At 74.7% G+C, this 21,538-nt stretch carries 21 protein-coding genes and 1 riboswitch; of the genes, 16 read left to right on the top strand and 5 right to left on the bottom strand.

The features are described 5' to 3' along the window. Nucleotides 1-3: 3 nt before the first annotated feature. The 3 genes from coaBC (at nt 4) to IEZ31_RS29020 (ending at nt 4,802) form a co-directional block, all read left to right on the top strand. Entirely contained in the window at nt 4-1,236 is a 1,233-nt protein-coding gene (gene coaBC / locus IEZ31_RS29030; protein ID WP_190253175.1) for a bifunctional phosphopantothenoylcysteine decarboxylase/phosphopantothenate--cysteine ligase CoaBC, read from the top strand. Nucleotides 1,237-1,372: 136 nt separating this feature from the next. After that, a complete protein-coding gene (metK, locus tag IEZ31_RS29025) occupies nt 1,373-2,566 on the top strand; it encodes a methionine adenosyltransferase (protein ID WP_190253174.1) in 1,194 nt (397 codons plus the stop codon). A 310-nt stretch (nt 2,567-2,876) separates the two neighbouring features. After that, complete coding sequence (locus IEZ31_RS29020; RefSeq protein WP_229835950.1) at nt 2,877-4,802, top strand: primosomal protein N'; 1,926 nt, start codon at nt 2,877-2,879, stop codon at nt 4,800-4,802. 221 nt (nt 4,803-5,023) lie between these two features. Here the strand turns inward: IEZ31_RS29020 and IEZ31_RS29015 are convergent, their stop codons facing one another. The 3 genes from IEZ31_RS29015 to def are packed head-to-tail and all read right to left on the bottom strand — an operon-like array spanning nt 5,024 to nt 7,960. After that, on the bottom strand, nt 5,024-6,463 hold the full coding sequence (locus IEZ31_RS29015; protein ID WP_229835946.1) for an RsmB/NOP family class I SAM-dependent RNA methyltransferase: 1,440 nt from the start codon (nt 6,461-6,463) through the stop codon (nt 5,024-5,026). After that, nucleotides 6,460-7,404: a methionyl-tRNA formyltransferase gene (gene fmt, locus IEZ31_RS29010; RefSeq protein WP_190253173.1), complete on the bottom strand. Its 945-nt coding sequence runs from the start codon at nt 7,402-7,404 to the stop codon at nt 6,460-6,462. Before fmt ends, IEZ31_RS29015 begins: the two co-directional genes overlap by 4 nt. A 7-nt stretch (nt 7,405-7,411) precedes the next feature. After that, entirely contained in the window at nt 7,412-7,960 is a 549-nt protein-coding gene (gene def, locus IEZ31_RS29005) for a peptide deformylase (protein WP_190253172.1), read from the bottom strand. 47 nt (nt 7,961-8,007) lie between these two features. Here def and IEZ31_RS29000 point away from each other — a divergent pair, with 47 nt between their 5' ends. Genes IEZ31_RS29000 through IEZ31_RS28990 form a run of 3 tightly spaced genes read left to right on the top strand, consistent with a single transcriptional unit; the run spans nt 8,008 to nt 11,399 of the window. After that, nucleotides 8,008-9,069, top strand: coding sequence for an amidohydrolase family protein (locus IEZ31_RS29000; RefSeq protein ID WP_190253171.1), 1,062 nt, complete (start codon nt 8,008-8,010; stop codon nt 9,067-9,069). Between the two features lie 3 nt (nt 9,070-9,072). Further along, on the top strand, nt 9,073-10,800 hold the full coding sequence (locus IEZ31_RS28995) for an ABC transporter ATP-binding protein (protein ID WP_229835945.1): 1,728 nt from the start codon (nt 9,073-9,075) through the stop codon (nt 10,798-10,800). Further along, on the top strand, nt 10,797-11,399 hold the full coding sequence (locus IEZ31_RS28990; protein ID WP_190253170.1) for a P-loop nucleotide/nucleoside kinase family protein: 603 nt from the start codon (nt 10,797-10,799) through the stop codon (nt 11,397-11,399). The genes IEZ31_RS28995 and IEZ31_RS28990 overlap by 4 nt, the downstream gene beginning before the upstream one ends. Before the next feature lie 461 nt (nt 11,400-11,860). Here the strand turns inward: IEZ31_RS28990 and IEZ31_RS28985 are convergent, their stop codons facing one another. After that, the gene (locus IEZ31_RS28985) at nt 11,861-12,358 is read right to left on the bottom strand and encodes a hemerythrin domain-containing protein (RefSeq protein WP_229835944.1); all 498 of its coding nucleotides are present in this window, start codon (nt 12,356-12,358) and stop codon (nt 11,861-11,863) included. A 51-nt stretch (nt 12,359-12,409) separates the two neighbouring features. Here IEZ31_RS28985 and rpe point away from each other — a divergent pair, with 51 nt between their 5' ends. The 6 genes from rpe to ribH all read left to right on the top strand — a co-directional run bounded on the left by rpe (nt 12,410) and on the right by ribH (nt 17,719). Continuing rightward, nucleotides 12,410-13,090, top strand: a complete 681-nt coding sequence (gene rpe / locus IEZ31_RS28980; protein WP_229835943.1) for a ribulose-phosphate 3-epimerase — start codon at nt 12,410-12,412, stop codon at nt 13,088-13,090. Beyond that, nucleotides 13,087-14,046, top strand: a complete 960-nt coding sequence (locus tag IEZ31_RS28975) for a GGDEF domain-containing response regulator (protein WP_190253221.1) — start codon at nt 13,087-13,089, stop codon at nt 14,044-14,046. Before rpe ends, IEZ31_RS28975 begins: the two co-directional genes overlap by 4 nt. An 81-nt stretch (nt 14,047-14,127) precedes the next feature. Beyond that, a riboswitch (FMN riboswitch) is annotated at nt 14,128-14,273 on the top strand. Between the two features lie 107 nt (nt 14,274-14,380). Further along, nucleotides 14,381-15,400, top strand: coding sequence for a bifunctional diaminohydroxyphosphoribosylaminopyrimidine deaminase/5-amino-6-(5-phosphoribosylamino)uracil reductase RibD (ribD, locus tag IEZ31_RS28970; RefSeq protein ID WP_190253220.1), 1,020 nt, complete (start codon nt 14,381-14,383; stop codon nt 15,398-15,400). 3 nt (nt 15,401-15,403) lie between these two features. After that, nucleotides 15,404-16,000 carry a riboflavin synthase gene (locus IEZ31_RS28965; protein WP_190253167.1) on the top strand — a complete coding sequence of 199 codons (597 nt, stop codon included), beginning with the start codon at nt 15,404-15,406 and terminating at the stop codon, nt 15,998-16,000. After that, complete coding sequence (locus IEZ31_RS28960) at nt 15,997-17,241, top strand: bifunctional 3,4-dihydroxy-2-butanone-4-phosphate synthase/GTP cyclohydrolase II (protein WP_190253166.1); 1,245 nt, start codon at nt 15,997-15,999, stop codon at nt 17,239-17,241. The genes IEZ31_RS28965 and IEZ31_RS28960 overlap by 4 nt, the downstream gene beginning before the upstream one ends. A 1-nt stretch (nt 17,242) precedes the next feature. Further along, nucleotides 17,243-17,719 carry a 6,7-dimethyl-8-ribityllumazine synthase gene (ribH, locus tag IEZ31_RS28955; protein WP_190253165.1) on the top strand — a complete coding sequence of 159 codons (477 nt, stop codon included), beginning with the start codon at nt 17,243-17,245 and terminating at the stop codon, nt 17,717-17,719. Between the two features lie 402 nt (nt 17,720-18,121). On the opposite strand, the gene IEZ31_RS28950 is transcribed toward ribH, so the two are convergent. Beyond that, nucleotides 18,122-18,604, bottom strand: a complete 483-nt coding sequence (locus IEZ31_RS28950) for a hypothetical protein (protein WP_229835942.1) — start codon at nt 18,602-18,604, stop codon at nt 18,122-18,124. Between the two features lie 107 nt (nt 18,605-18,711). On the opposite strand from IEZ31_RS28950, the gene IEZ31_RS28945 reads away from it, so the two are divergent. The 4 genes from IEZ31_RS28945 to hisG all read left to right on the top strand — a co-directional run bounded on the left by IEZ31_RS28945 (nt 18,712) and on the right by hisG (nt 21,522). Further along, on the top strand, nt 18,712-19,242 hold the full coding sequence (locus IEZ31_RS28945) for a SigE family RNA polymerase sigma factor (RefSeq protein ID WP_190253164.1): 531 nt from the start codon (nt 18,712-18,714) through the stop codon (nt 19,240-19,242). Beyond that, a complete protein-coding gene (locus tag IEZ31_RS28940; RefSeq protein WP_190253163.1) occupies nt 19,239-20,252 on the top strand; it encodes a GerMN domain-containing protein in 1,014 nt (337 codons plus the stop codon). The genes IEZ31_RS28945 and IEZ31_RS28940 overlap by 4 nt, the downstream gene beginning before the upstream one ends. Before the next feature lie 106 nt (nt 20,253-20,358). Continuing rightward, nucleotides 20,359-20,622: a phosphoribosyl-ATP diphosphatase gene (locus tag IEZ31_RS28935; protein WP_190253162.1), complete on the top strand. Its 264-nt coding sequence runs from the start codon at nt 20,359-20,361 to the stop codon at nt 20,620-20,622. 45 nt (nt 20,623-20,667) lie between these two features. Next, nucleotides 20,668-21,522 carry an ATP phosphoribosyltransferase gene (gene hisG / locus IEZ31_RS28930; RefSeq protein ID WP_190253161.1) on the top strand — a complete coding sequence of 285 codons (855 nt, stop codon included), beginning with the start codon at nt 20,668-20,670 and terminating at the stop codon, nt 21,520-21,522. Nucleotides 21,523-21,538 lie beyond the last annotated feature (16 nt).

Below are 21,538 nucleotides of genomic sequence, written 5' to 3'. Positions count from 1 at the left end.
TCGATGGACCAGCACGCCGAGGCACGGCCGCGCGTCGTGCTCGGCGTCGCCGGCGGGATCGCCGCCTACAAGGCCTGTGAGCTGCTCCGCCTGCTGACCGAGTCGGGCCACCGGGTGCGGGTCGTGCCCACCGCCGCGGCGCTCACCTTCGTCGGCGAGGCGACCTGGGCGGCCCTGTCCGGCCAGCCGGTCGCCACCGACGTCTTCACCGGCGCCCACGAGGTGCCCCACGTGCGGCTCGGCCGCGAGGCCGACCTGGTCGTCGTCGCGCCCGCCACCGCCGACCTGCTCGCCCGGGCCGCGCACGGCCTGGCCGACGACCTGCTCACGAACACGCTGCTCACGGCCCGCTGCCCGGTCCTGTTCGCGCCCGCGATGCACACCGAGATGTGGGAGCACCCGGCGACCCGGGCCAACGTCGCGACGCTGCGCGAGCGCGGCGCGGTCGTCCTGGAGCCCGCCGTCGGCCGGCTCACCGGCGCCGACACCGGCAAGGGCCGGCTGCCCGAGCCGCCCGAGATCTTCGCCGCCGCCGTCCGCCTCCTGCGCCGCGGCGGGCTACCCCCCGAGCAGGCCCTCGACCTGGCCGGACGGCACGTCGTGGTCACCGCCGGCGGCACCCGCGAGCCGATCGACCCGGTCCGGTTCATCGGCAACCGCTCGTCGGGCAAGCAGGGCTACGCCATCGCCCGGGCCGCGATCGCCCGCGGCGCCCGCGTCACGCTCGTCGCCGCCAACGTGGCGCTGCCCGACCCGGCCGGCGCCGACGTGGTGCGCGTGGAGACGACCGAGCAGTTGCGGCAGGCCACCGTGGCCGCGGCCGGGACGGCCGACGTGGTCGTCATGGCCGCCGCCCCCGCCGACTTCCGCCCGGCGGTGTTCGCCGAGAGTAAGATCAAGAAGGTGGACGGCGCCGCACCCACGCTGGAGCTGGTCACCAACCCGGACATCGCGGCCGAGCTGGGCGCGGCCAAGCCGGCCGGCCAGGTGCTCGTCGCGTTCGCCGCCGAGACGGCCGAGCTGGAGCGCGCGGTGGCCAACGGCCAGGAGAAACTGCTGCGGAAGCGGGCCGACCTCATCGTCGTGAACGAGGTGGGCGTCGGCAAGACGTTCGGCGCGGAGCACAACCAGGCCGTGATTCTCACCGCAGAAGGCACGCGCGTCGCAATGCCCGAACTGTCCAAAGACGACCTAGCCGATAGGATTTTGGATCTGGTTTCGGACCGTTTGCGCTGATCACTGAGCCGGATTGGGGTCCCCAGGGTGAGTTTCTGGGGTTGTTTCACGCGATGCCTTTGCCGGTCGTCATGCGTAGGGTCGTACACTCTGGCGAAGCCCGAAATCCGATCGCCGTAACCCCTGAGGAGCACCATTGGCCCGCCGCCTGTTCACGTCAGAGTCGGTCACCGAAGGTCACCCGGACAAGATCGCCGATCAGATCAGCGACGGTGTCCTCGACGCGCTCCTCGCTCAGGACGCGCGGAGCCGCGTGGCGGTCGAAACGCTGATCACCACCGGTCAGGTCCACGTCGCCGGCGAGGTGACCACCAGTGCGTACGCCGACATTGCCAAGATCGTGCGGGAGACGATCCTCGGCATCGGTTACGACTCGTCGAAGAAGGGCTTCGACGGCGCGTCGTGCGGCGTGAGCGTCTCCATCGGGTCCCAGTCGCCCGACATCGCGCAGGGTGTCGACTCGGCGCTGGAGGTCCGCGAGGGCAGCGGCGAGGACGCCCTCGACCTGCAGGGCGCCGGCGACCAGGGCATGATGTTCGGCTTCGCGTGCAACGAGACGCCGGAGCTCATGCCGCTGCCGATCGCGCTCGCGCACCGGCTGGCCCGCCGCCTCTCGGCCGTGCGCAAGGACGGCACGATCCCCTACCTGCGCCCCGACGGCAAGACGCAGGTCACGATCGAGTATGACGGGCTCCGCCCGGTCCGCCTGCACACCGTCGTGGTGTCCAGCCAGCACGCGCCCGACATCTCGCTGGAGTCGCTGCTGACCCCCGACGTGCGCGAGCACGTCATCGCCCCCGAGCTGGAGGGCCTCGGCCTCGACACCGAGGGCTACCGCCTGCTGGTCAACCCGACCGGCCGCTTCGAGATCGGCGGCCCGATGGGCGACGCCGGCCTGACCGGCCGCAAGATCATCGTCGACACCTACGGCGGCTACGCCCGCCACGGCGGCGGCGCCTTCTCCGGCAAGGACCCGTCGAAGGTCGACCGCTCCGCGGCCTACGCGACGCGCTGGGTGGCCAAGAACGTGGTGGCGGCCGGCCTGGCCGACCGCTGCGAGGTCCAGGTGGCGTATGCGATCGGCAAGGCCCACCCGGTCTCCCTGTTCGTCGAGACGTTCGGCACCGAGGTCGTCCCGGTCGAGCGCATCGAGAAGGCCATCAACGAGGTCTTCGACCTGCGCCCCGCGGCCATCATCCGCGACCTGGACCTGCTCAAGCCGGTCTACCAGCAGACGGCTGCCTACGGTCACTTCGGCCGCGAGCTGCCCGGCTTCACCTGGGAGCAGGTCAGCCGCACGGCGGAGCTCAAGTCCGCCGCCGGCGCCTGACCCCGGCCCCGCGCCCGTGCCGCCGGCCGACCCGTCCCGTTCGTGGACCGGTCGGCCGGCGTCGTCTGCGCCCTCGCCCGCCGCGCCGCGACCGGCCACCGTATTGACTTCGGACGATGTTGTCATTCCGGCGACATCCGCCGTCGCGGGTGCCCGCGAAGCACCCATAGATCCACTGGCGTCTATAGAATCGACCGGCGGGGAAGCGCCCGCGCTCTTTCCCGAATCGGCCGTCGCGCCCCGCGGGGCCGCCCGGGCCGGGAAGGCGCGCAAGGCCGCCGCCGAGCGCCCCGCCGCCGCGGAGCTGCCGATCGCCCGGGTCTGCGTCGACACCCCGCTGCCGCACCTCGACCGGCCCTTCGACTACCTCGTCCCGGCCGATGCCGACGCCGCCGCCCGGCCCGGCGTGCGGGTCCGGATCCGGTTCGCCGGCCAGCTCGTCGACGGCGTCCTGCTCGACCGCACCGCCGCCTCCGGGCACGACGGCCGCCTCGCCTTCCTCGACCGCGTCGTGTCGCCCGAGGTCGCCGCCGCCCCGGAGGTCGTCGCCCTGGCCCGGGAGATCGCCGACCGGTACGCGGGGACGCTGTCGGACGTGCTGCGCCTCGCGGTACCCCCGCGGCATGCGAAGACCGAGGCGGCGCCGGTGCCGGATCCCCCGCCCGCCTGGGCCGGGACCGTCGCGCCCGACGGCTGGGGCCGCTACCCGGCCGGCGCCGCCTTCCTGCGCGCCCTCGGCGACGGGCGGGCGCCCCGGGCCGTCTGGACCGCGCTGCCCGGCGAGGACTGGCCGGCCCGCCTCGCCGAGGCCGCCGCCGCCTGCCTGGCCGGCGGGCGCGGCGCGCTGCTCGTCGTCCCCGACGCCCGCGACCTCGACCGCGTCGACGGCGCCCTGACCCGCGTGCTCGGCGGGACGGCGCACCACGTCGCGCTCTCCGCCGCGCTGGGGCCGGCCGAGCGGTACCGCCGCTTCCTCGCCGCCGCCCGCGGCCGCGCCCGGATCGTCGCCGGCACCCGCGCCGCCGCGTTCGCCCCGGTGGCCGGCCTCGGGCTCGTCGCGATCTGGGACGACGGCGACGACCTGCACGCCGAGCCCCGGGCGCCGTACCCGCACGCCCGGCAGGTCCTGCTGTCCCGCGCCGAGCAGACCGGCTGTGCCGCGGTCGTCGGGGGATTCGGCCGTACCGCCGAAGCCCAGCAACTCGTCGAGACCAACTGGGCGATCGAGGTCACCGCCGGCCGGGATGGGCTGCGCCGCGCGATGCCCCGCGTGATCACGACCGGCGAGCACGACCAGCCGCGCGAGCCGGAGGCCGTCGCCGCCCGGCTGCCGTCGATCGCCTGGCGCGCGGCCCGCGAGGCGCTGGCCCGCGACGCGCCGGTCCTCATCCAGGTGCCCCGGCGCGGGTACATCCCCGTCGTCGCCTGCGCCGACTGCTACACCCCGTCGCGCTGCGTGCACTGCGCCGGCCCGCTCGCGCTGCCCTCCGCCACCGAGGCGCCGCTGTGCCGCTGGTGCGGCCGCCCCGCGGCCAACCACGCCTGCCCGGAGTGCGGCGGCCGCCGGCTGCGCGCCGCGGTGATCGGCGCCCGGCGCACCGCCGAGGAGCTGGCCCGCGCCTTCCCCGGCACGCCGGTGCGCACCTCCGGCCGCGACGAGGTCCTGGCGACGGTCCCCGCCGGCGCGTCGCTCGTGGTGGCGACCCCGGGCGCCGAGCCGGTCGCTGCCGAGGGCTACGGCGCCGTGCTCCTCCTCGACACCTGGGCCCTGCTGACCCGGGCCGACCTGCGCGGCACCGAGGAGGCGCTGCGCCGCTGGCTGGCCGCGGCCGCGCTGGCCCGCCCGGCGGCCCGGCACGGCCAGGTGGTCGTCGTCGCCGAGGGCGGCCTGGCGGTGGTGCAGGCCCTGCTGCGGTTCGACCCGGGGTGGCTCGCGGCGCGGGAGCTCGCCGACCGCCGGGAGCTGGGCTTCCCGCCCGCGGTCCGGATGGCCGCGGTGACGGGGGTGCCGGCGGCGGTCGCGGAGCTGCTGGCCGCCGCGCAGCTGCCGGCGGGGGCCGAGGTGCTCGGGCCGGTGCCGGTTCGCGAGCCGGGGCACGAGCGGATGCTCATCCGTACCCCGCGGTCAGCCGGACGGGCGCTGGGGCTGGCGCTGCGGGCGGCGGCTGGGGTGCGGTCGGCGCGCAAGGCCCCGGACCCGGTCCAGATCCAGATCGACCCGCTCGACCTGCTCTGACCGCCGCGCGGTGCTTGCTCATGATCCAGGGAAGCTTCCGGCCCGCCCCGGCAGCCAGACGCTTCCCACGATCATGGGCGGACGCGGGCCCGGGCGGTGGTGGCCTCGCTCATGATCGATGGAGCGTTCCGGCTGCCATGACAGCCGGAACGCTCCATCGATCATGAGCGCGGCCGGTCGCGGAGCGGCGGCCCGGTGCGCGGCGGTGCGGGCGCGGTGTGCTAGGCGGTGCGGCGCAGCAGCGCCAGGAACATCGCGTCCGTGCCGTGCCGGTGCGGCCACAGCTGCACCGTCGGCCCGGTGCCCACCTCGGGCAGCGAGCCGGGCAGGTACGGCCGCGCATCCACCAGGTCCACCTCCACGTCCGAGCGCCGCGCCGCCTCGGTCACCGACACGGAGGTCTCGGCCTGGTGAGGGGAGCAGGTCACGTACGCCACCAGGCCGCCCGGCCGGACCGCCCGGAACGCCGCCTGCAGCAGCTCCCGCTGCAGGCGAGTCAGCGGCGGCAGGTCCGACGGCTGGCGGCGCCAGCGGGCCTCCGGGCGGCGGCGGAGCGCGCCCAGGCCGGTGCACGGGGCGTCGACCAGGACCCGGTCGAAGCCGCCCGCCGGCAGGTCACGGTCGCGGCCCACGTCGCGGCCGTCGGCGTTGATGGTGTACACCGGCAGGCCCGTCGTCGCCGAGGCCACCAGGGCGGCGCGGTGGTGGGCCACCTCGACCGCGGTCACGTGCGCGCCCCGCTGCAGGGCCAGCGCGCCGAGCAGGCCCGCCTTGCCGCCGGGGCCCGCGCAGAGGTCGAGCCACGTGTCGTCGCGACCGTCGAGCGGGGCCGTCGCCAGGGCGTTCGCGACCAGCTGGCTGCCCTCGTCCTGGACGTGGGCGCGGCCGTCGCGCACCGCCGCGATCGCGGCCGGGTCGCCGCCGCCGGACAGGACGACCGCATAGGGGGAGTACCGGCCGACCGACGCGCCGCGCAGCGAAGCGGCCAGGTCGGCGGTGTCGATGAGACCCGGGTGGGCGCACAGGTGCACCGGCGGGGCCAGGTTGTCGGCGTCGAGCGCCAGCTCCGCCTCCTCCAGGGAGCCCAGGGCGTCGGCGAAGGCGCGCACGATCCACGCCGGGTGGGCGTGGGTCAGGGCGGCGCGGTCCACCGGGTCGGCCGGGGCGAGCCGGGCCAGCCAGGCCGTGCGGTCGGTCTCGGCGACCCGGCGCAGCACGGCGTTGGCGAAGCCGGCGGCGCCGGGCACGAGCGAGCGGACCAGGTCGACCGTGGTCGCGACCGCCGCGTGGGCGCCGACGCGCAGGTGCAGCAGCTGGTAGGCCCCGAGGCGCAGGGCGTCGCGCACCGGCGGGTCGATGCGCTCCATCGGCCGGTCGGCGGCGGCCGCGACGATCGCGTCGAGGGTGCCGGTCTGGCGCAGCGTGCCGTACGTCAGCTCGGTCGCGAACGCCGCGTCGCGGCCGGTCACGCCGGACTCGCGCAGGATGCGAGGGAGGACCAGGTTGGCGTAGGCGTCGTCGCGGTGCACGGCCGCCACCGCCTCGTACGCGGCCTCGCGGGCCGGGTCGAGCGCGGGCCGCCCACCGCGGGGCGGGCGGGCGAGGCGGTCGTCGCGCCCGCCGGCCGGCCGCGCGCCCGGACCACGGCGCGCGGATCTCAAGACGCCCGCTCCCCCGACTCCACGCGGGCACCGCGGGCCCAGGCATCGGCCGGCATCGCCTTCTTCCCCGGCGCGGTGACGCTGCCGAGGACGACGGGCACGGTCCCGGTGCCGGCGAGCACCCGGTTGCGCTCGACGACCAGCTCCCCGGGCGCGGGCGACGGCGACCCGCCGATGACGGTCGCGGCGGTCAGCGGCGTGACCGGGCCCAGCTTGAGCCGCTCGCCGCGGAACGTCGTCCACGCGCCGGGCGCCGGCGTGCAGGCCCGGATCCGCCGGTCGACGGCGAACGCCGGGTCGGCCCACCGGACCTGCGCGTCCTCGACGGTCAGCTTCGGCGCGAGCGAGATGCCTTCCTGCGGCTGCGGCACCGCGGACAGGTCTCCCGAGGCGATCCCGTCGAGCACCCGGACCAGCAGCTCCGCGCCCGACACCGCGAGCCGGTCGAGCAGGTCGCCGGACGTGTCGCGCGGCCCGACCGGCTCGGTCAGCGTGCCGTAGACGGGGCCGGTGTCGAGGCCCTCCTCGAGCAGGAAGACGCTGGCGCCGGTCATGTCGTCACCGTGCAGCACCGCGTGCTGGACGGGCGCCGCGCCGCGCCAGGCGGGCAGCAGCGAGAAGTGCAGGTTCACCCAGCCGTGGCGGGGGACGTCGAGGGCGATCCGCGGGACCAGCGCACCGTAGGCGACGACGGGCGCGCAGTCGGGCTCGAGGGCCTTGAGCCGGTCGAGGAACTCCGGCTCGCGCGGCCTGGCCGGGGTGAGCACCGGGATGCCACGCTCGGTCGCCCAGGCCGAGACCGGCGACGGGACGAGCTGGCGGCCCCGGCCGGACGGCGCGTCGGGCCGGGTGACGACCGCGACGAGCTCGTGGCCCGAGGCGGCGATGGCGTCGAGGGAGGGCAGCGCGACCGCCGGCGTCCCCGCGAAGACGAGCCTCATCCGCGCCTCACCGGATCCCGAAGAGCCCGTGCGGGCTGGACTTGACGACGGGCGGGGCGTCCGGGTTGTACCACTCGGCCGCGCGGATCTCCTTCATCGCCTGCTTGCGGCGCTCGGCGTCGAGCCGGTCGACGAACAGCACGCCGTCGAGGTGGTCGGTCTCGTGCTGCGCGCAGCGGGCCATGAGCCCGGTGCCGACGATCTGGATCGGGTCGCCGTGCTGGTTGAAGCCCTTGGCGATGACGTTCTGCCGCCGCTTGGTGTCGACATACACCCCGGGGATCGACAGGCAGCCCTCGGGCCCGTCCTGCTCCTCCTCGTCGGGGAACTCCAGGACCGGGTTGATGAGGTGCCCGACCACGTCGTCGACGTCGAACGAGAACACCCGCAGGCCCACCCCGATCTGCGGGGCGGCCAGGCCGGTGCCGTTCTGCTGGGCCATCGTGTCGAGCAGGTCCTTGACCAGCTTGCGCAACTCCTTGTCGAAGTCCACGACGGGATCGGCGGGCGTGCGCAGCACGGGATCGCCGAACAGGCGGACGGACTGGACGGTCAAGCGGCACCTCTTATCTGATCCGAGTCAATCAAGTCTAGTGTGACCGGGTGACCAGCCTGCACCTGCGTGGCACCGTGCTGCCGGAGGGTGAGGTCCGCGACGTCTGGGTGGTGGGCGACCGGCTGACGTTCGCCCGCCCGGCCGGCGGCGCGGACACCGTGGTGGACGGCGGCTACCTGCTGCCCGGCCTGGTGGACGCCCACGCGCACCTCGGGCACGACCCGGCGACGATGGCGTTCGACCCGGCCCTGTTCACCGAGGCCGCGCTGGCCTACGCGGCGGCGGGCACGACCCTGCTGCGGGTGCCCGGGCACCGGTCCCCGATCCCGGCCGGGCTGCGGGCCGACCGCCGCCTGCCCCGCCTGGTGACGGCCGGCGAGTGGCTCGCCTGGAGCGGCCTGCACGACCTCGACGGGCCGCAGTCGACGCCCGGGGACCTGACCGCGGCCGCGGTCGCGCAGGCCCGGGCGAACGACGGCTGGTGCAAGACCTACGGCGACTGGGAGCCGTTCACGCCCGCGGTTCCGGCAGGTGTACTGCGGGAGCTGTGCGCGGCCGTCCACGCGGCCGGCGGCCGGGTCGCGGCACACTGCCAGACGGCGGAGGGCACCCGCAACGCCGTCCTCGCCGGCGTCGACTCGATCGAGCACGCGTGGTACCTCACCGACGACCTCCTCGCCGTGCTGGCCGAGCGGGGCGGGGCGGTCACGCCGACCTGGTCGGGCTTCCTCCCGCACGTCGCCGGCGTGCGCACCAAGCCGGAGGGCCCGCGCAAGGACTGGTTCCTCGGCGGGGTCGAGAGCCTGCGCACCGCGACCGTCGCCGCGCACGAGGCCGGGGTGACCGTGCTGGCCGGCACCGACTCGCTCGCCTTCGGCGACGTGGTCACCGAGATCGAGCACCTGGTGTCGGCCGGCCTCCCGCCCGCGGCGGCGGTCGGCGCGGCGAGCTGGGACGCCCGCCGCTACCTGGGCTTCCCGGGCCTCACCGAGGGCGCGCCGGCCGACCTGGTCGCCGTCGCGGACGACCCGCGCCGCTTCCCCGGTGTGCTGCGTCACCCGTCGCTCGTCCTGCTCAGCGGTACCTCAGCGAATCCTGGCTACCGTTGACCCGTGGCGGATGAACGGGCGGCCGTCGGACTGCGGTCGTTGTTGCCCTACCTGCGGGACCACCGCGGCACCCTCGTGGTCGTCGGGGTCCTCTCCCTCGCCGGGTCGGTCACGACCCTGGCCCAACCACTGCTCACCCGGCAGGTGCTCGACGGGCTGCAGGCCGCGCGGGCGGTCGGCGGCACCGTCGCCGTCCTCGTGGCCGTCCTGGCCGGCGTCGCGCTGCTCAACGCGCTGCGCGACTTCCTGCTCCAGCGCACGGCCGAGGGCCTCGTGCTCACCGCGCGGCGGCGGCTGACCCGGCACCTGCTGCGGCTGCCGATCAGCGAGTACGACCGGCGGCGCACCGGCGACCTGCTGTCCCGCGTCGGCGCCGACTCGACGCTGCTGCGGGCCGTGGTCACCGCCGGGCTGTTCGAGACGGTCACCGGCGTGGTCATGGTCGTCGGCGCCGCGGTCGCGATGGTGCTGCTCGACCCGGTGCTGTTCCTCACCGCCGGCGCCGGGCTGGCGCTCGGGCTGACCATCGCGCTGGTCTTCGCCCGCCGGGTGCGGCCGGCCTCGGAGGCGGCCCAGGCCAGGATCGGCGAGATGACCAGCGCCGTCGAGCGCGCGCTGACCGCGGCCCGCACGATCCGGGCCAGCAACGCCGAGGAGCGGGAGCTCGCCACGGTCGACGCGAGCGCCACCGAGGCGTACCGCGCGGGCGTGCGCATCGCGAAGCTGCAGGCGCTCGTCGGCCCGGCCAGCGTCGCCGCCATCCAGGGCGCGTTCCTGCTGCTGCTCGGCGTCGGCGGCGCCCGCGTGGCGGCCGGGACGATCACGGTCGGCGATCTCGTGGCGTTCGTGCTGTACCTCTTCTTCCTCGTCATGCCGCTCGGCCAGGCCATCCACGCGTACACCCAGCTGCAGACCGGGCTCGGTGCGCTGCAGCGGATGGAGGACGTCCTGGCCGTGCCCCTGGAGGCCGACACCGGCACCCGGGCACCCACCTCGGGCCCGGTCGCGGTCGCGTTCGACGGCGTGACCTTCGGCTACGGCCCGGACGGCGTGGTGCTGCGCGACGTGACGTTCACCGTGCCCTACGGCACCCGCACCGCCCTCGTCGGGCCATCGGGCGCGGGCAAGTCGACGCTGCTGCAGCTCGTCGAGCGGTTCTACGACGTCACCGGCGGCGCCGTGCGGGTGGCCGGCGTGGACGTGCGGGAACTGCCGCGCACGACGCTGCGGGGGATGCTCGGGTACGTCGAGCAGGAAGCCCCGGTGCTCGCCGGCACCCTGCGGGAGAACCTGCGGCTGACCGTCCCCGACGCCACCGAGGCGCAGATGCTGGCGGTCCTGGACGCGGTGAACCTCACCGACATCGTCGCCCGCACGCCCGAGGGCCTCGACGCCCAGGTCGGCGAGGGCGGCGTGCTGCTGTCCGGCGGCGAGCGGCAGCGGCTGGCGATCGCCCGCACCCTGCTGGCGGCCCCGCCGATCCTCCTGCTCGACGAGCCTACGTCCAACCTCGACGCCCGCAACGAGGTCGCCCTCCGCGAGGCGATCGACACGGTCGCCCGCAACCGCACGATGATCGTCGTCGCGCACCGCCTCTCGACGGTCGTCGACGCCGACCAGATCGTGGTCATGGACGGCGGCCGGGTCGTCGCCACCGGCCGGCACGAGGAGCTGACCGAGACCAGCGCCCTCTACCGCGAGCTCGCCACCAACCAGCTCCTCGTCGCATGACGGCTGTCGCCTGGGTGGTCGCCGGGCCGCCGGGAGCCGGCAAGTCGACCGTCGCCGACCTGCTCCTCGGGATGCTGTCGCCGGTGCCGGCCCTGCTCGACAAGGACACCGTCTACGGCGACTTCGTGGCGGCCACCCTCGCCGCCGCGGGCCGGCCGCCGGGCGAGCGCGAGGGCCCGTGGTACGACCGGAATATCAAGGTCCACGAGTACGCCGGCCTGGCGGCGACCGCCCGGGAGATCCGCGCCCACGGCTGCCCGGTCCTGCTGTCGGGCCCGTTCACCGGCCAGATCACCGACCCGGCGCGCTGGTCGGCGTTCGCCGGCGCGCTGGGCGGCGAACCGGTCCGCCTGATCTGGGTCCGCTCCGACCCCGAGACCCTGCGGGAGCGGCTGACCGCCCGCGGCTCGCACCGCGACGGCCAGAAGCTCGCCCGCTGGGACGAGTTCCTGGCCGCCATCCCGCCGGACCGCGCCCCGGCGGTGCCGCACCTCGCGGTGGACAACCGCCGCGACGCCCCGTCCCCGGCCGAGACGCTCAGGGAGGCGCTGCGAACGGCGGGCTGGCTGGGCGCCCCGCCCCCACCTGGCCGCCGCTGACCCCGGCCTCGTGCCCGCGCCGGAGGCCCGACGCGGCCGGGCTTCCCGCGCCCCGACCACGCCGGCCGCGCCCCGACCACGCCCCGGACCGCGCCGCGCCGCGCCGGCCGCGCCCCGACCACGCCCCGGACCGCGCCGCGCCGGCCGCGCCCCGACCACGCCCCGGACCGCGCCGCGCCGGCTGCGCCCCGGACCGCGCCGCGCCGGTGCGCGCCCCGACCGCGCCGCGCCGGCTTGGCGAAGACGTTGGTCGATCTACCATCAAGTTGATCTCGAGTTTTGAGGGTAGATCGACCAACGTCTTCGCGGGAGCGGCCCGGTCGAGGGCCCCGCGCCGCCCGGGCGCCGGCCGGCCCGGCTCCATGATCGTGGGAACGATCTGGTTGCGCCGGCAGCCGAATGGTTCCCACGATCATGAGCGCGGCGGCGGCCGTGGGCGCGATGCCGTCCCGCGGCGCGGGTCAGTCGGGGAGGAGGGCGGCCACGGCGTCGCGCGAGCCGCAACCCGTGGCGATCAGGCGGTCACGCTCGGCCAGCCAGGCCGCGCCCAGCGACGCCCGCGTGTCGGCGTCCAGGTTCAGGCGGGCGTCGTTGAGCAGCGTGCGCTCCTCCTCGTCCAGGTGGTGGGTCAGGGAGTTGGCCAGCTTGCCCAGCGCCCGGTCGAAGTCCTTCGCCGTCACGTCCGCGACGTCCAGGAGGGCCAGCAGCTTGCGGTGGCCGTCGACGTGCTCGTCCTCGCCGTGCTCCACGTGGCCGTCGCCGCCGAAGAGCTCGCGCAGCTTCGGGTACACCTCGGACTCCTCGGCCAGCGCGTGCGCCACCAGCAGGCCGGCCAGCTCCGCCCGGTCCGCGCGGCGGCGGGCGCGGAGGGCGTCCAGGTCGATGTCACGGGCGCGGAGCCGGCGCAGCAGGTTCTCGAACCGCACATGGTCGGCGATGATCACGTCCACGACATCCATGCCGGCCATTGTCGCAGTTGGGTGACCGCCGGCGCACAGTACAGTGAGCGGGTGCAGGAGAACGTGCTGATCGCGCCGTCGATTCTCGCCGCGGATTTCGCCCGTCTGGCTGACGAGGCGCGGATCGTGGAGGGTGCGGCCGACTGGCTGCACGTCGACGTCATGGACTACCACTTCGTCCCCAACCTCACGATCGGGCTGCCCGTGGTGCAGAGCCTGCGCAAGGCCACCACGCTGCCGTTCGACTGCCATCTCATGATCGCCGACCCGGCGCGCTGGGCGACGGAGTACGCGGAGGCGGGGGCGTACAACGTCACGTTCCACGCCGAGGCGGCCGCCGACCCGGTCGCGATCGCGAAGGACCTGCGCTCGGCCGGCAGCCGGGCCGGGCTGGCGATCGACCGGGACACGCCGGTGGAGGGGTACCTCGACCTGCTGCCCCACTTCGACCTGCTGCTGATCATGACGATCAAGGCGGGCTTCGGCGGCCAGCGGTTCCTGCCGCACCTGCTCGACAAGGTCCGCGCCGCCCGGCGCCATGCCGACGCCGGCCACCTGGAACTGCGCATTGAAGTCGACGGCGGGGTGGCCGAAGATACCATCGCGGCCTGCGCCGAGGCGGGTGCCGACACGTTCGTGGCGGGCACCGCGGTCTACGGCGCCGACGACCCGGCCGCCGCGGTGCGCAAGCTCCGCGCCACGGCCGCAGCGGCCAGCGCACAGACGGGATAGATGTGGGCGAGCCGGACGTCATCCTCGTGGTCGACGACGACGTCGACATCGCCCGCTTCATCAAGGTCAACCTCGACCTGGAGGGCTTCGAGGTGCTGCTCGCCCACGACGGCGAGACCGCGCTCGACATGATCGCCCGGCGCCAGCCGGCCCTGGCCGTGGTCGACTGGATGATGCCGCAGCTCGACGGCCTGGAGCTGACCCGCCGGCTGCGGGCCGACCCGATGACCGCGCCGATGCCGATCATCCTGCTCACCGCCCGCGGGCAGACCGCCGACAAGGTGATCGGGCTGCAGGCCGGGGCCGACGACTACCTGGTCAAGCCGTTCGACACCATGGAGCTGATCGCCCGGGTCCGCTCGACGCTGCGGCGCAACCAGGAGAACCGCGAGGTGTCCCCGCTCACCGGGCTGCCCGGCAACAGCCGCATCCTGCGCGAGATCACCGACCGGGCCCGGACCGGCATCGACTTCGCCGTCTCGCACGTCGACATCGACCGGTTCAAGCCGGTCAACGACGTCTACGGGTTCGCCCGCGGCGACGAGTTCATCACCTCCCTGGCCCGGGCGCTGCACCGGGCCGTGGTCGAGGTGGGCCTGCCGCCGGCGTTCCTCGGCCACATCGGCGGCGACGACTTCCTCGTCGTCTGCGCCCCCGAGCAGCTCAAGGACCTCACCACCAAGGCGATCCTGGAGTTCCAGAACGCCGCCGACGCCCTCTACGACCCGATCGACGCCGAGCGCGGCTACATCGAGGTCGTCCAGCGCAACGGCGAGGTCCAGCAGGCCAACCTGGTGACGCTGTCGATCGGCGTGGCGATCGGCACCCCGTCGATGGGCGGGCCGCTCAGCGACCCGCGCGACGTCATCTCCGTCGCCACCGAGATGAAGTCGGTCGCCAAGAAGCACCACGGCAACTACGTCGCCGTGGACCGGCGGGGCGTGGTCGGGCTCTGAGCGGGTCTGTGACGCATGTCCCTCGCCCGGGACGGCGGTAAGGACCGCATTCGTGTGGCAGACTCGGGTTACGTACCCACCACGCGCTGGCGGGGCTCGGTGCAATTCCGAACCGGCGGTGACCGGCCGAGAGGCCGGAAGCCCGCGACCCGGCCGAAGCCATCGGCCGGTGGACCTGGTGTGAGTCCAGGGCCGACGGTGAAAGTCCGGATGGGAGTTCAGCGCGCGGAAGCAGGGGACGGTCCGCGCGTCCGCGCGTGACCCGTCACCCCCTGCCGCCGTTGTGTCCCCATCAGCCTCCCCACGCGTGACCTTGACCGCGCGGGAGTTGGCGATGGACGACCAGGAGCTCATGCGCCGAGCCGTGGAGCTGGCGCGCCTGAGCCTCGGCGAGACCAGCCCCAACCCCAACGTGGGCGCCGTCATCGCCGCCCCCGACGGCACGGTCGTCGGCGAGGGGCGCACGGCCCCGGCCGGCGGGCCGCACGCCGAGGTTCGGGCCCTGGAGCAGGCCGGCGAGCGGGCCCGGGGCGCGACCGCATACGTCACGCTGGAGCCCTGCAACCACACCGGCCGCACCGGCCCCTGCACCCAGGCGCTCATCCGCGCCGGGGTGACCCGGGTCGTGGCCGGTGTCCGCGACCCCAACCCGGTCGCGGCGGGCGGCGTGGAGGCGCTCCGCGCGGCCGGGCTGGCGGTGGAGATCGGCACGGTCCTGCCGGACGAGGCCCGGGACGCGATGGCCGGCTGGCTGACCGCGGTGACCCGCGGCACTCCTTACGTCATCTGGAAGTTCGCGGCCACGCTCGACGGGCGCTCCGCCGCCGCCGACGGCACCAGCAAGTGGATCACCTCGCCGGAGGCCCGGGAGGACGTGCACCGGCTGCGGGCCGGCGTCGACGCGATCATCGCCGGCGGCGGCACGGTGCTGGCCGACGATCCGCAGCTCACGGTCCGGCTGCCGGACCGGCGGGCGCGCCCGCTCCGCGTGGTCGTCGAAGGCTCCCGCAGTACACCCGGGGGATCCAAGGTCCTCGACGACAGCGCCCCGACCTGGGTCGTGACCGGGGAGGGCGGCCGGGTGGCGCTGCAACCGATGCTGCACGAGTTGTACCGCAGGGGCGTGCGCACCGCGCTCCTGGAGGGCGGCCCCACCCTCGCCGGGGCCTTCCTCGCCGAGGGCCTGGTCGACCGGGTGGTCGCCTACCTGGCCCCGAAGCTGCTCGGCGCCGGGCCGGCCGCGCTCGGCGCCGCGGGAATCTCCACGATCAGCGAAGCATTGACGTTCGACGTTGTCGACCTCGCCAGGATCGGGCCCGACGTCCGCCTGACGGCAACTGTGAAAGGTGTGTGACCAGTGTTCACGGGCATCATCGAAGAGCTCGGGACGGTCGTCTCGATCGACGAGCTGGGCGACTCGGCGCGGCTGGCGATCCGCGGCGCCACCGTCACCTCGGACGCCGCCCACGGCGACTCGATCGCCGTCAACGGCGTGTGTCTGACCGTGGTCGACAACGCCGACGGCGTCTTCACCGCCGACGTGATGGGCGAGTCGCTCAAGCGCTCCACCCTCGGGTCGCTGCGCGTGGGCTCGGCGGTCAACCTGGAGCGGGCCGCCACCGTCGCCACCCGGCTCGGCGGGCACATCGTCCAGGGCCACGTCGACGGGGTCGGCGAGGTACTCGCCCGCGAGGCCGGCGACCAGTGGGAGACGGTGACGTTCGCGCTGCCGGAGCAGCTGGCGCGGTACGTCGTGGAGAAGGGCTCGATCACCGTGGACGGCATCTCGCTCACGGTCACCGCCGTCACCGCGGACACGTTCTCGGTCGGGCTCATCCCGACCACGCTCAAGCTCACCACGCTCGGCGCCCGGGGCGTCGGCGAGCGGGTCAACCTGGAGGTCGACATCATGGCGAAGTACGTGGAGAAGCTCCTCGGGGCGGTGCGGTCATGAGCGACCCCGTCACGGGCCTGGACCCGATCGAGCGGGCGATCAAGGACATCGCCGCCGGCAAGGCCGTCATCGTCGTCGACGACGAGGACCGCGAGAACGAGGGCGACCTCATCTTCGCCGCCGAGTTCGCGACGCCCGAGCTGGTGGCGTTCATGGTGCGGTACACGTCGGGGTACATCTGCGTCCCGATCACCGAGGAGGAGGCGGACCGCCTCGACCTGCCCCCGATGTACCGCACGAACCAGGACCGCCGCGGCACCGCCTACACGGTGACCGTCGACGCCCGGTTCGGCGTCTCGACCGGCATCTCCGCCGCCGACCGCGCGCACACCATCCGGCTGCTCTCCTCGCCCGACACCGCCCCGACCGACCTCTCCCGCCCCGGCCACGTCGTGCCGCTGCGCGCGAAGGCCGGCGGCGTGCTGCGCCGCGCCGGCCACACCGAGGCCGCCGTCGACCTGGCGAGCATGGCCGGCCTGCGCTCCGCGGGCGTGCTGTGCGAGATGGTCAACGACGACGGCACCATGATGCGGCTGCCCGACCTGCGCCGCTTCGCGCAGGAGCACGACCTCGCGCTGGTCAGCATCGCCGACCTCATCGCGTTCCGCCGGCACACCGAGCAGCAGATCGAGCGGGTCGCCGAGACCCGGCTGCCGACCGAGCACGGCGTGTTCCGCGCGGTCGGGTACACCACGATGTTCGACAACGGCGAGCACATCGCCCTCGTCTACGGCGACCTCGGCGACGGCGAGGACGTGCTGGTCCGGGTCCACTCGGAGTGCCTCACCGGCGACGTGTTCACGTCGGTGCGCTGCGACTGCGGCCCGCAGCTGCAGGCCTCGATGCAGATGGTCGCCGCGGAGGGCCGGGGCGTCGTGCTCTACATGCGCGGCCACGAGGGGCGCGGCATCGGCCTGATCCACAAGCTGCAGGCGTACCAGCTGCAGGACCTCGGCCGCGACACGGTCGACGCCAACCTCGACCTGGGCCTGCCCGCCGACGCCCGCGACTACGGCACCGGCGCCCAGATCCTGGTCGACCTCGGCATCAAGACGATGCGCCTGTTGACGAACAACCCGGCCAAGCGCGCGGGCCTGGAAGGGTACGGTCTGTCCGTGCTGGGTCGCGTGCCCCTGCCGACCCGGCCGCACCCGGAGAACGTGCGGTACCTGCGCACCAAGCGGGACCGGATGGGTCACCTGCTCGACGAGCTCGACGAGGTCGCGGAAGGACTTGCGTAAGATGGCTGGTAGTGGAGCGCCCGTCCTGCAGCGCGTGGACGGCACCGGACTGACCCTGGGCATCGTCGCCACCCGCTGGCACGGCGAGCTCGTCGACCACATGCTCAACCGGGCGATCGAGGCCGGCGAGGCGTCGAACGTCGACCACATCACGGTGGCCCGCGTCGACGGCGCGGTCGAGCTCCCGGTGCTGGCCCAGGCCCTGGCCCACCGCTTCGACGCCGTGGTGGCGCTCGGCGTGGTGATCCGGGGCGACACGGCCCACTTCGACTACGTCTGCCAGTCGGTCACCGACGGGCTGACGCGGGTCGCGCTGGACGAGTCGACCCCGGTCGCCCACGGCGTGCTGACCGTGGACAACTACGACCAGGCCCGCGACCGGTCCGGCCTGCCGGGCTCGTCGGAGGACAAGGGCTACGCGGCGACGCTGGCCGCGCTGGACGCGGCTCACGCGCTGCGGCTGGTCGCCAAGTCCTGAGGGCTGCGCTCGGCCCGCCGCGCGCCCCGGCGTCCGGGTCCAGGGAGCGCAGCGTGCCCGCCCGGGCCCGCGCCGCCCGGGCCCGCGCCGGCCACGCTCGCCTGGCGGCACTCGCGTGTCCGGCGGCGGCCCCGTGTCCGGCCGCGCTTGCCTGCCCGGCCGCGATCTTGGAGTTGTGGTTCCCGCTTTATGCGGAAATTTCCGACAAATCCGGGACCCAACTCCAAGATCGTGGAGGTGCGCGCGGCGTGGAGGTGCGCGCGGCGCGGTGAGTCGCGGTGAGTGTGGTGCGGTGAGTGACGTCCGTTCGGGCGGGCGCAGCGCGGGCCAGCACCGTGCGGGCAGGCGCGGCCGCGCCGCCGGTGAGCACGGCGCGGCCCGAGACAGCGGGGGAGGGGCGGGTCAGACCGCCAGAGCCGTGGCCAGGGAGTCGCGGAACGAGCGCTCGGCCGGCGTCACCTGCTCGCCGCCCAGCCCCAGCACGCCGCCGGTGCGGGTGGCGCTGACGACCGCGTCCGTGACGGTGATCAGCCAGAAGCGGTACGCCTCGGCGTCCTCCGGGTCGGCCTTGGCGACCAGCAGCTCGTGGGCCTGGCCCGCGCGGCTGATCACGTCGGTGATGCCCGCGTCGCGGTCCGGGAACTCGATGATCGGGGGCTCCTCGCCCTCCTCGACGTTGCCCTGGCGGGCGACCACCTCGGCGGCCACCGACTGTACCAGCGACGACGCCGAGCCGCGGCCGTCGGCGATCGCCGTCATGCCGACCGTCCACTCCTCGCGGGTGCGCCGGCTGCCGTCGGCCTCCGCCTGGGAGGCGGCGATGAGCACGGACTGCGGCAGGCCTACGAGGAGGCCCCACTCTTCGTCGGTGTAATCCACATCCACGATCGACAGATTATCCGCGGCGCCGATCAGGTAAACCGACGGGCACGTTCGTGCGTCAGTGGGGCGTGATGGCGAATGCCGGGGCGGCGGCGTGGGACGGTAGGCCCATGGTGGGTGAGGCCGCCCTGGAGGAGCCGTGGAGCGCGGACGAGGCCGTCACCATGCTGTTCTCCGCCCACTACCGCGGCCTGGTCCGCCTCGCGGTGCTGCTGCTGCACGAGGAGCCGCTCGCCGAGGACGTGGTCCAGGATGCGTATGTGGCGCTGCACCGGCACTGGTGGCGGCTGCGCGACGCGGACAAGGCGCTCGCCTACCTGCGCACCAGCGTGGTCAACGGCGCCCGGTCGGCGCTGCGCAAACGGGGGGTCGCCGACCGGTATGTCGCCCGCAGCAGCGCGGACGAGCGGACCGTCGCCAGCGCCGAGACCGGCGCGCTGAGCCTGCTGCGGCACCGGGAGATCCTGGAGGCGGTGCGGCGCCTGCCGGCCCGGCAGCGGGAGGCGATCGTGCTGCGGTATTACGCGGAGCTGTCCGAGGCCGAGATCGCCGACGCGATGGGGGTCAGCCGCGGCGCGGTCAAGAGCCACGCCGCGCGGGGCATGGCGGCCCTGCGGGAGATTCTGGAGCACGCGCCATGAGACCAGGCGAGACGCCCGAGGACCGGCTGCGCGACGCGCTGCGGGCCCGCGCGGTCGAGGTCGAGCCGGCGCCCGACGCGCTGGCCCGGATCCGGATGCGCACCGCCGGGCGGCGCCGCAGCGGCTGGGCGATGATCGGCGCCGCCGGCGCGGTGGCCGCCGCCGTGGCGGCCGCCGTGGTCGTGTTCGCGCCGGAGCGCGGGCCGGAGCCCGACCCCCAGCCGGCCGCCACCGCGAGCCGCGTCACCCCGTCGCCGGCGCCGCCGAGCGCGTCGGCGGCCCCGTCGCCGGCGAGCGTGCAGCTGCCGGTCTACTTCATCCGCAACGGGATGCTGTACCGCGAGTTCCACGCCGTCCCGCTGACCGCCGACACCGACGCCGACCGCATCGCCGCCGCCGTCCGCGAGTCGCTGACGGGCGAGGCGCGCGACCCGGACTACGGCACGGCCTGGCCCCCGGGCATCACGGTCCGTGGCGTGTCGATCGACGGCAAGGCCGTGACGGTCGACCTCGGGGACGTCGGCGCCGACGCGCGCGACGGCGCCCGGGCCCTCGCCGTGCAGCAGTTGGTGTACACGGTGGCCGCCGCCAGCACGTACACCTCGATCAAGAAGGCCGACGCGATCCGTCTCGTGGTCGACGGCGCTCCCGTGGCGAAGCTGTGGGGGAGCGTCGACGCGGGCGGCCCGCTGCGCCAGGCGCCGATGACCGAGGTCCAGGGCCCCGTCTGGGTGATCGACCCGCAGCAGGACCAGCAGGCCGGCCGGAGTTTCACGGTGTACCTCGCGGGCGTGGTCCACGAGGGCACCGTCCAGCTGCGGATCCGCGGCGCCGGGGGGAAGGTCGTGTTCGAGCGGACCGTCCAGCTGAGTGCGGGCGCGCCGGCGCTCGGCGAGGCGCGGGTGCCGGTGACGCTGCCGCCCGGTCGCTACACGGTGGAGTCGTGGTACGTCTCGATGCAGGACAGCAGTGTGCAGGCCGTCGACGACCACGAGTTCACGGTGGGGTGAAGCGGCGGCGTGCAGCGGCGGCGTGCAGCGCGGTGGCGTGAGGCACGACACGCCTGTCGAGATATGGATTCCGTGCCGGGGCCGGAGCCTGCGACAATTCGTGCCCGTGAAGACCTTCGACGAGCTGTTCGCCGAGCTGGCCGCCAAGGCCGAGGCGGGCACCCCGGGATCCGGCACCGTCGCGGCGCTGGAGAAGGGCGTCCATTTCATCGGCAAGAAGGTCGTCGAGGAGGCCGCCGAGAGCTGGATGGCGGCCGAGCACGAGGGGCCGGAGCGCACCGCCGAGGAGCTGTCCCAGCTGCTCTACCAGGTGCAGTGCCTGATGCTGGCCACCGGGCTGTCGCTGGAGGACGTGTACCGACATCTCTAGTCGGACACCCGCCTTCCCCCAACGACGCACAAAGGAGCCCGCGCCATGCTGCGCATCGCCGTCCCCAACAAAGGAACCCTCTCCGGCCCCGCCGCCCAGATGCTGCAGGAGGCCGGCTACCGCCAGCGCAGCGACCCCAAGGACCTGCTCTGCCGTGACGTCGCCAACGACGTCGAGTTCTTCTACCTGCGCCCCCGCGACATCGCCACCTACGTCGGCTCGGGCGACCTCGACCTCGGCATCACCGGCCGGGACCTGCTCATCGACGCCGAGAGCGACGCCGAGGAGCTGCTCGACCTCGGCTTCGGCAAGGCCACGTTCCGCTTCGCCGCGGTGCCGGGCTCGCTGAAGGGGTCCGAGCCCGGCGACCTGGCCGGCCTGCGGGTGGCCACCGCCTATCCGGGCGTGATGCAGCGGTACCTCGCCGAGCACGGCGTCACCGCCGAGGTGATCCGCCTGGACGGCGCGGTCGAGAACGCCATCCGGCTGGGCGTCGCCGACGTGATCGCCGACGTCGTCGAGACCGGCGCCACGCTGCGCCAGGCCGGCCTGGAGACGCTCGGCGAGCCGATCCTGCGCTCGTCGGCGGTGCTCATCCGCCGGGCCGGCTCGGACACCGGGAACGCCGGGTTCAAGCAGCTCCTGCGCCGCCTGCAGGGCGTCCTGGTGGCCCGCCGCTACGTGATGCTCGCCTACGACGTGCGGGCCGACTCGCTCGACGCCGCCGTCGCGCTGACCCCCGGCATCGAGTCGCCGACCATCTCCCCGCTGCACCGCGAGGGATGGGTCGCGGTGCAGGCCATGGTGCTGCGCGAGGAGATGCACCGGATCATGGACGAGCTGTACGACGTGGGCGCGCGCGCCATCCTGGTGACCGACATCCACGCGTGCCGGCTGTAGTGGCACACTCGAACCC

Source organism: Dactylosporangium sucinum (assembly GCF_014647515.1).
Taxonomy (GTDB): domain Bacteria; phylum Actinomycetota; class Actinomycetes; order Mycobacteriales; family Micromonosporaceae; genus Dactylosporangium; species Dactylosporangium sucinum.
This window is presented reverse-complemented; position numbering and strand designations above follow the sequence as displayed.